Source organism: Pseudomonas fluorescens (assembly GCF_002022275.1).
Classification (GTDB): domain Bacteria; phylum Pseudomonadota; class Gammaproteobacteria; order Pseudomonadales; family Pseudomonadaceae; genus Aquipseudomonas; species Aquipseudomonas fluorescens_AJ.
The window spans coordinates 18,178-35,309 of record NZ_MSDF01000052.1; the positions used below are offsets into that span (position 1 = coordinate 18,178).

Here is a 17,132-nt window from a genome sequence, read left to right on the forward strand (position 1 = left end):
TTTTCGCCTTCGTGCATCGAGACCTCACATGGACGTCCGCCAGTTCGCCTTTCTTGCGCGCCAACCTTCTGCAGCCCTGAAAAATCGCCCGACGTTCCTCGGGCTGCCCAAGCGCGGGCTGGCGTTCATTCTGGTCAACGCCCTGTTCTGGCAGCCGTTGCTGGCACAGGCGGACGGTGTCGTCGTGAATGCCCCCGGCACCACGCTGGCGCAAGCGGGCAACGGTGTGCCCATCGTCAATATCGCGGCGCCGAATGCCGCCGGCCTGTCCCATAACAGCTTTCAGGACTACAACGTCGGCGCGCAGGGGCTGATCCTCAACAACGCCACCAACCGCACCCAAAGCACGCAGCTGGGCGGGATCATTGTCGGCAATCCCAATTTTACCGGGCAGGCCGCCAGCACCATCCTCAACGAAGTCAACGGCGGCAGCCCGAGCCAGTTGCGCGGTTACACCGAAGTGGCGGGGCAGGCCGCCCATGTGATTGTGGCCAACCCCTATGGCGTGAGCTGCAACGGTTGCGGCTTTATCAACACGCCCCAGGTCACGCTGACCACCGGCCAGGCGGTGATTGAAAACGGCGCTATCAGCCGCTACCAGGTGGACCAGGGCAGCGTGTCGGTGGAAGGCGACGGCCTGAACGCGAGCAACGTCGGCCAGTTCGAAATCATCACCCGTGCCGCGCACATCAACGCACAGATCCAGGCGCAAAAGCTGAGCATCGTGGCCGGTCGCAATGACGTCGACGCCGCCACCCTGAATGCCACCGCTCGCGCAGCCGACGGCAGTGCCGCACCGGCGCTGGCCATTGACTCGTCGGCGCTCGGCGGCATGTACGCCGGCACGATCCGGCTGGTGGGCACCGAAGCGGGCGTGGGGGTAAAACTTGCCGGCAACATGGTTGCCGGGGGCGATATCCGCATTGATGCCAACGGTCACCTGAACCTGGGGCAAACCTCTGCCGGCACTGCCGTGAATGTGACGGCCCAAAGTGTGGAAACCCAAGGCGCGGTGTATGCCGGCACAGACCTGGCGATCAAGGCCCAGGGCGACCTGAGCAACGGCAATAACCTCGCCGCGCGCAACAGCCTCACCCTCGACAGCGGTGCTCGCCTGAGCAACAGCGGCATCATCGAAGCGGGCGTGAACGCGGACAACAGCCGCAATGCCAACGGCGACGTGCGACTGACTGCGCAAACCCTCGATAACAGCGGCAACAGTGTGATCGCCAGCCGTGACCTCACGGTGAATGCTGCCACGCTGGGCAACAACCACGGCACCCTCAGCGCCGGGGGCCAAGGGCAGGTCAATGCTGCTCAAGTGGACAACACCAACGGCGGCCGGATTATCAGCACCGGCAGCCTGGGGCTCACGGCCAGCCAGTTACTCAACAATACGGGCGGGCTGCTGAGCAGTACTGGCAACTTGACCGGCACGGTGGGTCAACTGGTCAACAACGCGGGCGAGCTGTCGAGTGTGGCCCAGGTGAGCTTGCAGGTGGCGTCGCTGGATAACGTTGCCGGGCTGCTGTCGGCCGGGCAGTCGTTAATTCTCAACGCCACCGGTGCGGTCAACAACAGTTCTGGCGGGAAAATCCTGAGTACCCAGGGCCTGCACGCCAACGTGGGCAGCCTGGACAACAGCGCCGGTCGGGTCGCGAGCCAGTCCGACGTGAGCCTTGACCTCAACCGTGGCCAGCTCACCAACCTGGGCGGCGTGATCAACGCGCCGGGGCAGTTGCTGCTCAGCCATCTGAGCAATGTCGACAACCGCAACGGCGAGATCGCCAGTGCCAACAGCTTCAGCCTGCTCGCCGACAACCTGGACAACACCCAGGGCAGCCTGACCAGCGGCGGCCAGCTGACGGCGCAGATCGCCGGGCAATTGCTCAACCCGACCGGCCTGTTCGCCGCCACCGGTGACCTGCAATTGAGCGCCGCCAGCGTGAACAACGGGCTCCAGGGCCGCATCATCGGCAAGGCCGGTACGCGCCTTGCCATCGGCCAGTTCGACAACCGTGGCGGCAGCGTGGCGACCTTGGGCCCCCTGCACGTGCAGGGCGCGAGCCTGGATAACCGCGCCGGTGGCTTGCTCAATTCGGCAGCCGCCCTGACGCTGGCCGTCGACCAGGTCGACAACCGCGGCGGCGAAGTCTCCAGCGTTGCAGACCTGAGCGTGACCGGCAGCGGTTTCGACAACAGCCAGGGCGGCCAGCTACTGGCCGGCGGCGCATTGCAACTGACGCTCGATCGCCTCAACAACCAGCTCAAGGGCATTCTCAGCGGGCAACACACCGTCAGCATCAACGCGGGCAGCCTGGACAACAGCGGCCAGGGCAGCGTGTACGGCAAAGACGGCCTGTCGTTGCTGCTGCGCAATCAGTTCACCAACGCACAGGGCGTGGTGCGCAGCGACGCCAGCTTCAACGCGCAAACGGGCAGCCTGATCAACGACGGCGGGCGCATCAGCAGCGCCGGGCCCTGGGCGCTCACCAGCCAAGGCACGGTCAGCAACCTGGGCGGCCAGTTGTACAGCACCGCGGGCCTGAGCCTGGACTTGAGCGGCGCGCAATTGAACAACGCGGGCGGCCTGATCAATACCCCGGGCGTGCTGCTGCTCAACCATCTCGTCACGGTGGGCAACAGCGGCGGTGAAATCTCCAGCGCACAGGCCTTTACCTTCGCTGCGCAAAACCTCGACAACAGCGGCGGCAAACTGATCAGCAACCAGGCGTTGACCCTCAACGTCGACCAGTCGCTGACAAACCTCAACGGTCAAATTTCGGGGGCCGGGGTAAACGCGCATGTCGGCACACTGGATAACACCCACGGTTTATTGAGCAGCTCGACGGACCTTGCGTTGACCGTAGCCGGCAACCTGCTCAACGACAACGGCGAGGTGTCGAGCGCCGGTGCCAGCCTGGTCAGCGCGGCGGCGCTGAGCAACAAGGGCGGGCAGGTGCTGGGTGATAACAGCCTGGACCTGAGCGTCAGCGGCGCGCTGGGCAATCAGGGCGGTACCCTCGGCGGTGGCCAACGCTTGCAGGTGAAGTCTGCCAGTCTGGACAACAGCCAGTCCGGCAGCCTCGTCAGCGACGGCAGCCTGAGCGCGACCGTTGACGGCCTGCTCGACAACCATGCGCAAGGCAGCGTGCAGGCCAAGGGCGCGGTGGACATTCAGTCCGCCAGCCTGGACAACCGCACCGGGGCGATTCGCGCCAACGCGAACCTGAACCTGCACACGGCCCAGGTGGACAACCGCCAGGGCGTGATCAACAGCAAGCAGGTACTGGGTTTTGTCGGCCAGCAGCTGAACAACAGTAATGGCTTGACCAGCGCCACCGGGCCGGTGCACCTGGCTTTCGATAGCGTCAGCAATGACAAAGGCCGTATCGCCAGCCAAAGCGACCTCGACGCCACCCTCGGTGCGCTGACTCAACAGGGCGGCGAACTGGCGGCTCAGGGCAGCCTGACGCTGAACGCCACCACCCTCGACAACAGCAACGGCGGGCTGGTGGCCGCAACAAAAGCGCTGAAACTCAATGTGGGCTCTGCCGACAACCGCGGGGGGGAAATCTCCAGCCAGCAGAACGTCTCGCTGACCGGTCAGCAACTGGACAACAGCGGCGGCAAGCTGCTCGCCGCGACCGCTCTGGAAGTGGCCGTGGCCCAGGTGATCAACCAGGCCAAAGGGCTGGTGTTCGGACAAGACGTGCACCTGAGCGGCACAGGTCTGGACAACACTCAGGGCACTGTCGCCGCACAGCACTCGCTTGCGATTCAGCTGGCGGCAAGCCTGACCAACGCCAGCGGCACCCTCAGCAGCGAAGGCGACCTGACGTTGCTCGGCCAACGCCTGGACAACAGCGGCGGCAAGGTGTCGAGCGCCGGGCTGCTCAGCGTGACCAGCACGGCTGACCTGTTGAACCTCGGCGGTACCTTCGAGGCTGCGCAGGGCCTGGTGCTCAACAGCGCCAGCCTCGACAACAGCGCGCAAGGCCTGATCAAAAGCGACGGCGCGGCGCTCATCACCACCGGCCAGTTCAACAATGCCTCGGGCGGGCAGCTCACCAGTTCCGGCAAGCTCGACTTGAGCGCCGCACAGGTCAACAACGGCGGGCGCATCGCCAGCGCCGACGAGCTGAACGCGAGCGTCACCGGCCTGAACCAGCAAGGCGGCCAACTGTTCAGCAATACCCGACTGAACCTCAACCTCAACGGCGGCGACCTGAGCAACAGCGGGCTGATCAATGCACCCGTCCTGCTGCTGAGCAACCTGGGCAACCTCAGCAACAAGGGCGGTGAAATCTCCAGCCAGAACGCGTTTTCGCTGGCTGCGCACACCCTGGACAACAGCAACGGCAAACTCATCAGCAATCAGGCCCTGACCCTCACCGCAGACCAGCTGTTGAGCAACGTCAACGGCCATATCAGCGCCTTGGGTTTGACCACGCGCAGCGCGCAACTGGATAACACCGACGGCATCCTCAGCAGCCACGGCGGCGTGGACATCAGCGCCCGCGACCTGCTCACCAACCTGCGCGGCAGCCTGGTCGGCGACGGCTCATTGCTGCTCACCACCGCCAGCCTGGACAACAGCAGCGGCCAGGTGGCCGGCAAGGCCGACACGACGCTCAATGCCGGCGTGATCAACAACGGCAAAGGCCAGTTGGTCAGCACGGACACCCTGCACATCAGCGGTGCCAGCCTGGACAACCGCACCGGCCTGGTCGGCGCCACACAGGCGTTGAAACTGGACGTGGGCAGCGTCGACAACCGCGCGGGCGAGTTGACCGGCAGCGCCGATGTCACCGTCAATGGCCAGCGCCTGGACAACAGCGACGGCGGCAAACTGTTCGCGGCCAACGCGTTGAGCCTCACTGTCGACCAGTTGCTGAACCGCAGCCTCGGCCAGCTCAATGGCCAGCGCGTGACACTCACCGGTGTGACGCTGGATAACAGCGGCGGCAAGGTGTTCAGCCAGCAACCCTTGGTGCTGAACCTGACCGGCGATGCCAACAACACGCAAGGCCTGTTGAGCAGCGAAAGCCAACTGACCCTCAATGCCGCCAACCTCATCAATGCCCAAGGCAGCCTTTCCAGCGCGCAAGACCTCTCGCTGGGCCTCGGCGGCCAGTTGAACAACCTCGGTGGCGAACTGGTGACTGACGGCACCCTGACTCTGCACAGCAACGGGCTGAATAACGGCCAAGGCAGCATCAGCGGTAAAGGCGCGGTGGCACTGACCACCGGCGACCTGACAAACCAGAAGGGAAGCATCAGCAGCGGCGACACCCTGAGCCTCAGCGCAGGCCAACTGAGCAACGGCGGCAGCATCGGCAGTACCCACGCGCTGACCGCCAGTCTGACCGGCCTGAGTCAGCAAGGCGGCAAGCTGTTCAGCAACGGCGCCCTGACGCTCGATGTGAACAACGGCCTGTTCGACAACACCGGCGGCTTGATCAATTCGGCAGGTGCGCTGCAACTGAACCACCTCAGCGACGTCACCAACCAGAACGGTGAAATCTCCAGCGGACAGGCGTTCACGCTGACGGCGCAAAACCTCGACAACAGCAACGGCAAACTGCTGAGCAACCAACAGCTGACCCTGCGCGTTAACCAAGCGTTGGCCAACATCAACGGCCTGATCGGCGCCGCCGGCCTCGACGCCCACGCCGCCTCGGTGGACAACGGCAACGGCACCCTGAACAGCCGTGGCGACCTGCAACTGACCAGCGATGGCCTGCTCAATAACACCGGTCTTGGTCTGATCCACAGCCAGGGCAACCTGAACCTCACGGCGGCCAGCCTGAACACCGGCAGCGGCGGCGAAGTGTCAGCCCTAGGCACGCTCGACTTGAATGCGGGCGCGCTGACCTCGGCGGGCGGCAGGATCACGGGTGAGCAACGCGTCACCCTGGAGTTGAACAATGGCGACCTGGATAACCACGGCGGCCTGATCCTCGGCAAAGGCCCGTTGGCGATCAACCACCTGCGTGACCTCAACAACCAGAGCGGTGAAGTGTCCAGCCAGCAGAACCTGACGCTGGCCGCGCGCACCCTGGACAACAGCGCCGGCAAGCTGATCAGCAGCCAGGCACTGACCCTGGGCGCGGCCAACCTGACCAACGCCAATGGCCTGGTGTCGGGCTGGCAGAGCCTCGGTTTCACTGGCGGCAGCCTCGACAACCGCAACAACGGCACGTTTTCCAGCCGCAGCGGTGCGATGGCGGTCAACCTCACGGGGGCGCTGCTCAACAGTGGCGCCGGTGCACTGGTCAGCCAGGGCCGCTTGGACATCAACGCGGCCAGCCTCGACAACAGCAGCGGCGGCATTCTGTCCAGCGCAGCGGGGCAGGGCTTGACGGTCAGCGGCCTGCTGAACAACAGCGGTGGCGGTTTGATCGACAGCGGCGCGACCCTTGACGTGCAAGCGGCGACCCTCGGCAATGACGCCGGGAAGGTCAACGCGCAACAGGCGCTGGCCGTCACCGCCACCGACCTGAACAACACGGGCGGTAGCCTGGCCGGCAACGGCGCGGTCACCCTGAACCTGCTGGGCAACCTCATCAATGCCAACGGCAAACTGGCCAGCGCAGGACCCTTGCTGTTGCAGCGCGTTAATCAGGTCAACAATCAGGGCGGGCAGATTGTCAGCCAAAACCTGCTGAGCCTGTTTGCCGGGGCCATCGACAACAGCGCACACGGCACCCTCGCGGGCACCGGCAGCGTGGCGATCAACGCCAGCGGCGGCGTGCAAAACAACGCTGACGGTTTGATCTATAGCCAGGGCGGCGGCGTGCAGTTGCAGGCCGCCGGGCTCGCCAACGGCCGGGGCGTGGTGCAGGGTCAGAATGGCCTGAGCCTGAACCTCAGTGGCGACGTGGATAACCAGAGCGGCACACTTATCGCGCAAACCGGTGACGTGGCGCTCAACGCCAACAACCTCGACAACCGCGGCGGCACACTCGCCAGCCTCAACGGCGCAGTGCAAGCCCAAGTGGTGGGCGTGCTGCGCAACGGCTACGACCTCAACAACAACCGCCAGGGCGGCACCGTGCAGGGCCAGCGCCTCAACCTGCTGGCGGCGATGATCGATAACTACGGCGGACGCGTCTCCGCCCAGCGCGGCGATGCGCTGGTCAGCACCGGCAATTTCGACAACCGTAACGGCGGCCTCTACGCCACCGGCCTGGTCAGCGTCAGTGCCAACGACTTTGATAACAGCGGCGACAACGACGGCCAGATCACCGGCCAACAGATCGACCTGAGCCTGCGCGGTGCGTTGAATAACCGCCTGGGTATCGTCGAAAGCCAATCCACCCTCAACGTCAGCGCCGCCAGCGTCGACAACACCAACGGCCGCTTGCGCGCCCTGGGTAACGCGGGCACCACCGAGTTCGCCGTCGCCGGCCTGCTGGACAACACCAACGGTGTGCTGGAAACCGCCAACAGCAACCTGACTCTGGGTGCCGGCAGCCTGCAAAACGTCGGCGGCAGCGTGCTGCATGTCGGCAACGGTAATTTCACGATTGCGCCCGGCAACCTCAACAGCGTGGGCGGCAGCCTGGTGACGCGCGGCGGCCTAACCATCGCCCAGGACACCTGGACCAACAACAGCGTGATCCAGGCCGGGCACCTGACAGTCAACGTCAACACCCTCAACCAGACGGCCGACGGCCAATTGCTGGCCAGCAGCGCGCTGACCGGTACGGGCGGCAACTGGACCACCAACGGCCTGATCGCCAGTGACGGCAGCCTCGACCTGCACCTGGGCGGCACGCTCAACGGCGCAGGGCGCATCACCAGCCAGGGCGACCTGAGCCTGAGCGCCGCGCAACTCAACCTCAGCAGCGCCGCCAGCCTGGCCGGTGGCGGCCTCACCACGGTCAACGTCGCGGGTACCCTGAACAATGGCGGGCGGCTGACATCGGCGAATGACCTGATCATCAATGCTGGCGCGATAAACAACACCGCAACCCTGGGCAGCGCTCAGAAATTCACCGCCACCACCGGCGCATTGCTCAATGACCATGGCCTGATTTTCAGCGGCGGCGACATGAGCCTGCGGGTCGACACGCTGAACAACAGCTACGCCGACGTCTATAGCCTGGGCAACCTGAGCATCGACCGCGACGGGCAGGGCGGCCTTGCCACGGGCATCGTCAACAGTTCGTCGAGCCTGCAAAGCGACGGCAACATGAGCCTGGCCGCCAGCACGATCCAGAACGTGCGAGCGGTGCTGACCACCAGTGCGGGCGGCATCTATACCGCCTCCATCACTGAGTTTCCGTGCATCGAAGGCCCGAACTACGCGGGCGATTGCAGCGGCAAGCAGAACCACCTGTGGCAAATCGACCAGCGCGAAAAACTCGAGGTCACAGCGTCCAGCGCCGCGTCGAGCATCACCGCCGGGCAGAACCTCAACATTGCCGGCGGCGACGTGGTCAACGCCAGCAGCACCATCGGCGCGGGCGGCAACCTCAGCGTTGCCGCCAACAACCTCACCAACAGTGGCGTTGAAACCGGCGAGACCGATACCTCACGGCTGTTCGTGTCCGAGCGGACCCGGCACCCCGAGATGTGGTACGACGCCGCTGCCGCGTTCAACAGCCGCTACTCCGTGGGCGGCGCCACCTACAACCCCAACGACCTGAGCGGCCTGGACGGCGCCATGGCGTCGTTCATCGGCATCACCGAGGCTGAGCGCACGGTGTTTCGCACCGTCACCCATATCAACGGCGGCGACCAAAGCTACGCCGGTGTGATTCAGGCGGGCGGCGCGGTCAACATCAAGGCGCAGGCGAATATCGACAACAGCGTGGTGCGCCCAGGCTTCACCTACGTGGGCGCGGGCGCCAAGACCGGCACTGGCGCGGCGGGTGCCAGCGGTGCGGGTACCTTCTCCACACGCATCACCGTCAACGCGCAACTGCCGCCTGACCTCGCGCAGCGCCAGATCAACCCCCTGACCTTGCCGGGCTTCAGCCTCCCCACCGGGCAAAACGGCCTGTTCCGCTTGAGCGGGCAGGGCAGCAGCACCCCGGCTTCCAGTCACAACGCGCCAGCCTGGTCCCTGAGTGGCGCCAGCCTGCAACTGGACCCGCACCAGATCACCGCGCCCACGATTTCGGGCCGCGTGATACAGGTGAACACAGTGGCCCAGGACGCCGCCGACAGCCTCCAGCTGAACCTGGCCTCCCGCCAGGCCAGCGGCATCGGCGCCAGTGGCAGCGGCGTGGGAACCATCGCCGATGGCGGCAGCGTCAACCTTCAAACCCCGGGCCGCAGCAGCGCAGCCGCGGCCAGCCAAGTGGCCACTGGCGGTGCCCAGAACGCGGGCGGCGGTACCGCACCGTCCACCGTGCCCAACCTTGACCTGCCCGCAAACCAGGGCGGCAGCCTGGGCGCACCGGCGATCGCCGCGGTTTCCAGCCAGAGCATCGCCCGTGTACAGGGCCTGCCGGGCGCGCAGCCGGTGTCGCAGCCGCAAAAATACCTGGTCGAAACCAACCCGGTGCTCACCGACCTCAAGCAGTTCATGAGCTCGGACTACCTGCTCGCAGGCCTCGGCTACAACCCCGACGACAGCGCCAAGCGCCTCGGCGACGGCCTTTATGAGCAACACCTGGTCGATCAAGCCGTGGTGGCCCGCACCGGGCAACGCTTTATCGACGGCCAAAACACCGACTCGGGCATGCTCAAGTACCTGATGGACAACGCCATCAGCAGCAAACAGCAACTCGGCCTGAGCGTGGGCGTCAGCCTCACTTCCGCGCAAGTCGCAGCGCTGACCCACGACATCGTCTGGCTCGAAAACGAGCAAGTGAACGGCGAAACCGTGCTGGTGCCCGTGGTGTACCTCGCCCAGGCCAACAACCGCCTGGCCCCGGACGGCGCACTGATCGCCGGTAACGACGTCAACCTCATCGCCGGCCAGAACCTGGACAACGTCGGCACCTTGCGCGCCACCGACAACCTGTCGGCCCAGGCTGGCAACGACCTGACCAACAGCGGCCTGATCCAAGCCGGCAACCGCCTCGACCTGCTGGCCGGCAACACCATCATCAACACCGCCGGCGGCATCATCGCCGGCCGCGACGTAAGCCTGACCACCACCAACGGCGACATCCTCAACGAACGCAGCGTCACCAGCCACGACAGCAGCAGCGGCTACCGCACCGAACACAGCGACTCCGTGGACAGCGCCGCACGCATCGAAGCCGCCAACAACCTGAGCCTGCAAGCCGGCCGCGACGTCGACAGCGTGGGCGGAGTCGCCAGCAGCGGCGCCGACACCACCATCAAAGCCGGGCGCGACGTCAACCTCATCGCCGCCGAAGGCGACAACAGCAACACCGTAAGCGGGGTGTTCAAAGACAGCAGCATCAACCAGTACGGCAGCAGCCTGCAGGCCGGCGGCGACCTCAAGGTACAAGCCGGGCGAGACATCAGCGCCGTGGCAAGCGAGATCGACGCCAAGCGCGACGTCACCATGTCGGCAGTCGGCGATTTGTCACTCTCATCGGCGGCGGACGAATCCCACGCCTCGTTTACCTCGAAGAAGGTCAAGAGCGAAGACGACCATGTGAGCCAGGTGTCCACCACGGTCAAGGCCGGCGGGGATGTGGCACTGAGCGCCGGTCAAGACCTGGCGATGACCGCAAGCCGGGTGACTGCTGGGGACGAGGCATATTTGTATGCCGGGAACACGCTGGATCTGAATGCGGCGCAGGACAGTGATTATTCGCTGTATGACATGAAGAAGAAGGGTGGCTTCGGCGCGCTGAAGACTCAGCATGATGAAGTGACGGATGTTCGGAATGTGGGGAGTGAGATTCAGACCGGTGGGGCGCTGGCGCTGATCAGCGGCGGCGACCAGGTGTACCAGAACGCCAAGCTTGATAGCGGTGCGAACCTCTCGTTGAACAGTGGCGGGAGTATTTCGTTTGAGGCGGTGAAGGATCTGCATCAGGAGAGCCACAACAAAAGCGATTCCAGCTTGGCGTGGACGTCGATGTCAGGCAAAGGCAGTACCGATGAAACCCTCCGCCAGACCGAGTTAACTGCCAAGGGGCAGACCGTCATTAACGCCGTGAACGGCTTGAATATCGGCATCAAGCAGATTGACCAAAATACGGTTTCGCAAACCATTGATGTGATGGTGAAGGCCGATCCGAGCCTGGGGTGGTTGAAAGATGCAGAAGCCCGTGGGGATGTGAACTGGCAGCAAGTCAAGGAACTGCACGACTCCTACAAGTACAGCAGTTCCAGCTTGGGTGAAGGTGCGATGCTGGCGATCATCATCATTGTCTCTGTGCTGACTGCGGGAGCCGCGAGTGGCGCGGTGGCCGCTATGTCCGGGGCCGGCGCTGGGTCGACCATGGCAGCGGCTACAGCGGAAGTCGCAGCCACCGCAACGTCTGCTGCTGTTGAAGCGACCACTGCTGGCTTGGGGAACATGATGGCCTCGGCCGTGTTGACCTCTATGGCCAGCAGTAGTGCGGTGAGTTTGATCAACAATAAAGGGAATCTGGGCGCAACCCTGAAGGACACACTCTCGACATCGAGCCTTAAAAGCGATGTGTTGGCGGGACTCACTGCGGGAATAGGCTATGAACTGCCTTACAACCCTACAGCATTCAGCGTGGACAACCTTGAAAAGGCTGCTGTCACGTCAGTTGCCAATGCCGTAGCAAAAACTGCTGTTGAGGGCGGAAGCCTGCAGGGAAATCTGGTTAGCTCGTTGGCTGGTGCGGCGATTAACGTCGGTGGCGGCACAGTGGCCAACGATATCGGAGGGACTTACCTGCCCGACGGATCGCTGACGAAAATCGGCATGCATGCTTTGCTCGGTGGCGTTCTGTCCGTCGCTCAAGGCGGGGATTTCAAAACAGGCGCATTGGCAGCGGGGGCTGACGAAGCTGTAGTCAAGACCTTGTCTGACCTGGTCATGCCTGATCCTGCCACCGCCAGTTCGTTGACCGTACAGCAAGCGCAGCAGAAGTTGGTCGCACTGTCAGGGCTGGTGGGCATCCTTGCCGCGACTGCGACTGGGGGGAATGCTTCGATTGGTGCTTCTATAGCGGAAAATGCTACGCAGAACAATTTCCTGGGACCGAATTCTATAGCGCGTCGAGAGGCAGATCGTCAGGCACTGGAACACGGAACTGCGACAAATCAGCAGGCAGCTGAATACAAGGAATTGCAACAACGGGATCAGCAAAGCGATTACCTGCGTTCGAAAGTCGCAGCTGGGGGGGCGCTAACCAGTGCAGAGCGATCTTTCCTGCTTGATTCATATCAACAGTACTACGACGAAATGGTCAGCCAGGTCGGTGAGGGTCTGGCAGGTGCAGCGTTAGCCGGTTTGAAACAGGACGGCGCCATTAAAACATACGGCTTTCCGTTTGCCGGAACACCGGAGCAGAAGACTGACTGGACCGCCGCCAATTCCCAAACAGTTTTGGATTTCTTGAAGACAGCGTTTCGCTCACCGAGTGAGGATGAAACGCTCTACAACGGTATTGGGCATAGCGAGCAGATCGCAAAAGCACAGGAGCAAGACGTTCAAATAGGGCAGATTGCTATGTTGCCTGAGGAGGGATTGGCCGGGATTGCTGCGATAGGGGCTGTGACTATCGGGAAGGCAGTATCGGCTGGCAGCGAAGCTGGGGGTGCGCTACCTTCCACGCTGGGTTTGGCTTATGGAGAGAATAATGTAGTAGAGGTAGGTGTTGATCGAGGGCTGGGCAGCACAAGTGGTCATGAGTTTGCCGGGGCGGTTACCGAAGGTGGTAGTGGACAAGCGCTCGCTGGGCACGGTGTGATGGATGGTAGCTCCGCGTCAACACAATATGTCTCTCCTGCGGGAACGTTTGTTATTTCACCACGACCTGGCATAACGATTGCTGACTCAACCGGCCAGATATTGGAGCAGCTAACATCAGTGGAACAACTGGAAAATACGATGAAAACGGGTATTTCGCCTAACGGTCAAGTTCTTACGCAGCGAAACTATAACGATTTGGCAGGTTATCAGGTGACTGCACCTGGTGAGACGGGCTATAACTATACATTGCTGAGTCCGGGGTTCCAAAATAAGCCGTTAAATATATTTGGCAATTCCACAACCACGAGTGCGCCAACTAAGCTTTCCGACTTTCTTGAGCCGAATATGGGCTGCGTTTTTTGGGCCGCTTGTACCCAAGCCGTTCCCTATATACCACTGAAGTAGTGATAATGAATAAAATCCCCTATTTTGCTGACTTGACCAGCTACTCTCATCAGATAGAACCATTCACTTTAATCGGTGTAAAAAATGTGGGTTGGCTTGATGTCGAATCAACATTTCCGCTAGGCGATATCCCTAAGACAACGTTCCTTAAGCTGATAAGTTTGGCAGGTGGAAGTGGCAGCTTTCGGCCACTTGTGGAGCCAGTTCGAGAGTTGACCTGTTGCCAAATATGTGGCCCATTAGAGCTGCGTGACTCCACTGGAAAAATATTGCCTAGCGCTGAGCTTTGGATTCCAGCGCGCGAAACTATTTATGCAGCGCCCATAATGATTCTGCATTTTATCAGTGTTCATAATTATCTTCCTCCGGCAGAATTCATTGCTGCAATAGATGAAGTGGACGAACATAATCCGTTTGTCGCGGATGAAATATATAGAGAACAGCTGAGGTTGAGTGATTGGGGGCGGCTCTCAGGAGAAGAAAAAATGGATTTGGCCGCCGCTTACATTAAACGAACGCCTGGCGCGAAACCACAAGAAGATATAATAAAAGGAACAGATTTATTTAATGATTAATTGCCGATCAGCCTATTTTTTAAGCATGCGAAAAACGGGGTCAGCCCCCGTTTGATGTACGTTTTAATGTGGGCATATACAGGGTCTGCCCCCTATTTTTCGGACCTCCACGGCGTTGGAGCAGGCTGGAATTCCACGGAATGAATGGTTTGGGCGGAATCAAACTGGTATTGAAGCTTATTCAGGTAAAACTTTTAATGATTTAGCAGCAGATCAATTAAGAAATAATGATTTGCCATCAACCGGAGCAGAACAGCTGAAGTCGGTACGCCCATGATAATTAGCAAGCCAAAATTAGTACTAAATCCATACGAATGGTTGCCAGGGTACGGCGAATCAAAAGTGTCCTTTCGCTCCGAGGGGGCGAATGTGTTACTTGGTATTGAATGCGAGAGGGAAGTGCTAGATGCTGATGGAAATGAAAATATATTAAGCCTGGCTCGAGAAATTTGTTTTAAGCGTGTAAATGCCTTCGTTAAAACTCTGTTCCCTGGAAGTGCTATTTTTGAGTTTGAAGGTGAGCTAGGTGAGTTTAGGCTAGGTGAACTGACGGAATTCACGCAGTCTGAGTGGGTTAGGAGTGGTTTGAGTTCTTGGCGCTCAAAATCAAGTCATTCCCCCCCAACGATAAGACATTTTAGTATTCAGTTTATGTCTGAAAACCTTGCTTTCCATATATTGGCTGAGGGGGTGTTTTTGTCAGATGAACGCTCTAATGATTGTCCTCAATAATTGGATTTGACCTGTAGAAAACGGAGGCAGATTTATTTTATCTGGATGGCGTCAAAAACGCGGCAAATGGAGTCGAGCGAGTGGGGGCAAAGAAATAAATCTGTCCCCTTTATTCAGGTGACCTGATTATTGCCAAACTCAAGTGAGATTAAATAAGTGAATAATTGGGGTCGGTACGGAAAATTAAAATTTCAAGCGCTGTCACGGATTGAGCATGTACAAAGTCATTTGGATGGTGGCTTCGATCTGGCAGGATGTGTCGACAACATAGAGACCGGCAAAGGAGATCCTGCAGGCTGCGCGGATCTGTTGTCGACGCATGCGTACGCTCAGGGTATAGAAGAGTGGTTTGGCAATTCGTCACTGGAAAAAATGAAGGCCTGGTTTTTTATAGCAGACAGCCTTCGCCAATATCGATACTCATTCAAAAGTGACAGAATGAATTTTCTGTTAAAGACGTTTGATTTTATGGCCGGGTTGGTTTCTGATAACGAATCACCGATAGACTGGTTTTGTAATATCGATGAAATTGTTGATGCTAAGAGAATTCAAGCTACCACTACTGCAGACTTTATAGCTTATCAAATTCGGCTGGCTATTAAGGGAGACTTTGCTCAGCTTCGCGACCGTTGTGCCAGAATGATCGCGCGCCCACCTTCGGGACCAAAGAAGAGATTCATGCTGGATAATGAGTTCTTCATTGCGCTCGCAGAGGGCGATAAATCAAAAATGGAATCAGTTTTGCGCGAGCTGACAACACCGGCTTCAATAAAGAGAAGGTTTGATAGTGAGAACGGTTATTCTGAAGGTCTGATTTCAACTTTTGGTGTTATCTATGCAAAAATTGCCTGGAGACATGGTTATGAAGTAGTCATCGATACACCATACATCCCCGCAGAGTGGTTGCCCGTGAAACCGCTGGCTCATTATGACGTTCATTATAAATTCTTAGCGAGAGAAGTTTGAAGCGGATATGAATGGAGAAAAAGGGCGGGCATATAAAGTGTCTGCCGCCAAAGTCTGTCAAAAAAGCCATGGCCTTCGACAAGATTTTTCTATGCGACTAATTATATTACTGCTTGGAATGGCAGCCATTTGTGGATGCGTTAGTCAGCCAGTGACGTTGAGCAAAAATGCTGCAAAGGCATATGATGCTTTTCTGTCTCAACCTGTGGTTGCCGATACAGTGTTCCGTGAAGGGGACAGATTAAGTTTCCAGCTCGTTGCACCGCAAACCAAAGAAAAGACTCAACGTATTGTTGTGCAATTAGAAGCGTCTTGCAGCGTACCGCAGTTGAGCGCCGCGTATATAGACTCTCCGCATGGTCGATTTTATACAAATCGCAAAGAGGGAGAGTACGTAGGTGTGCAGCCCCTGCTGTCATCGCTTTATTCCGGGCTTACAAAGAGTCCGAGCTTTGCTCAAGCATGTTCTGAGATAACGCAGGCTGACTGGCGAATCGTAAAAAAGAAGGTGAACGATCGATGGCTAATGCTTGATAGGCAAAGCATCAAGAAGCAAGGCTCGGAAACGCTGTTTTGGGGAGCTTATGATAATAATGAAGTACAGATGAATGCAGTACGGGGCTTCTCGCCCTCCCAAGTGCGCGAGCACTATGCCGTCGATTGCTCCAAGCAAACATTTCGCCGGCTGGCCAGTTATGATGTTGATATCTTCAACAGCGTTGCTGATGGTGAAACTCCGGAAAATCCTGTGACTAAGATTGTAGCGGAAGCTAATGATGATAATAAGCTGTTATTCAAAACAGTGTGTATGAGCACCGAACAACTGAGTGAGCTACCAGTTTACAGTCCACGCTCCAAACCTCTTGATGTGCGCGCCCAAAATAGGATTGATGCGTCAGTTCTTTCTGCAGTTAACACGATCAATCTGCAACCGGCAACCAAAAAATTGACATATCTTGCACTGAGCGAAGAACCCACCAGCAGGGATGCCAGTTCAGTTCCTTACGAAGAGCTTTATTTCACCTCAGATTTGGCCAGTGGTCAGCTCGCTGTCGATCTGCGTGGAGAAGTCTATCAAATTCATAAGGTTACTTGGCGAGGGCTAATTAACCTTGATAGTAAAATAACTACATTTCAAGGCAAGGTAGGCACCTATAAACTCAACAGCTTGAGTTTTTCCGGAGATTGGCAGCTTATGCCTATTGGCTCTCTACTGAGCTACACCGCTCAGGGGGAGATTGGCCGTTCTGATCAACACCTGAAAGTCGGTAGAGTCTTCACGGTTGAATGCACTGTCGGGCGAGAACTTAACGCCAGTGAACTCAATGCCAACCTCAGTGGCACAGCCAAGGAATTAGGATGCATTACTAAATTTGAGAAAAGCAGCCCGACTTATAAAGTGTACTACCTGGCTGAATATGGCTACTTTTTATATTTGGCTGGTGATGGAAATGCATATTCCAATAATGAACTGCGTATTTTGAGCGTTCACTGAAGATGATCTGTTCGGGGGGCAAAACTGTTCTCGTCAAGCTTTACCGGACGCCGATTACGATAATTAAACCGCCTGCTGCTCCATTGCTGTTGGCGACAAATAGTTGTTGTAGCTGTGGAATCTGATT

5 protein-coding genes are annotated in these 17,132 nt (G+C 59.0%); all 5 read left to right on the forward strand.

Features of this window, described 5'->3' with window-relative positions; translation table 11 throughout:
• Positions 1 to 28 precede the first annotated feature (28 nt).
• Positions 29 to 13,237, forward strand: coding sequence for a two-partner secretion domain-containing protein (locus BFW87_RS31740; RefSeq protein WP_139372496.1), 13,209 nt, complete (start codon positions 29 to 31; stop codon positions 13,235 to 13,237).
• 5 nt (positions 13,238 to 13,242) lie between these two features.
• Positions 13,243 to 13,812 carry a hypothetical protein gene (locus BFW87_RS31745; protein WP_139372497.1) on the forward strand — a complete coding sequence of 190 codons (570 nt, stop codon included), beginning with the start codon at positions 13,243 to 13,245 and terminating at the stop codon, positions 13,810 to 13,812.
• 273 nt (positions 13,813 to 14,085) lie between these two features.
• Positions 14,086 to 14,544, forward strand: a complete 459-nt coding sequence (locus BFW87_RS31750; RefSeq protein ID WP_139372498.1) for a hypothetical protein — start codon at positions 14,086 to 14,088, stop codon at positions 14,542 to 14,544.
• A 156-nt stretch (positions 14,545 to 14,700) separates the two neighbouring features.
• On the forward strand, positions 14,701 to 15,510 hold the full coding sequence (locus BFW87_RS25275; protein WP_078742428.1) for an Imm49 family immunity protein: 810 nt from the start codon (positions 14,701 to 14,703) through the stop codon (positions 15,508 to 15,510).
• A gap of 7 nt (positions 15,511 to 15,517) precedes the next feature.
• Complete coding sequence (locus BFW87_RS25280; protein ID WP_139372499.1) at positions 15,518 to 17,005, forward strand: hypothetical protein; 1,488 nt, start codon at positions 15,518 to 15,520, stop codon at positions 17,003 to 17,005.
• Positions 17,006 to 17,132: the final 127 nt, after the last annotated feature.

Coding starts and splice junctions, on each gene's coding strand:
- BFW87_RS31740 (WP_139372496.1), top strand. CDS start 29: ATGGACGTCCGCCAGTTCGCCTTTCTTGCGCGCCAACCTTCTGCAGCC.
- BFW87_RS31745 (WP_139372497.1), top strand. CDS start 13,243: ATGAATAAAATCCCCTATTTTGCTGACTTGACCAGCTACTCTCATCAG.
- BFW87_RS31750 (WP_139372498.1), top strand. CDS start 14,086: ATGATAATTAGCAAGCCAAAATTAGTACTAAATCCATACGAATGGTTG.
- BFW87_RS25280 (WP_139372499.1), top strand. CDS start 15,518: ATGAATGGAGAAAAAGGGCGGGCATATAAAGTGTCTGCCGCCAAAGTC.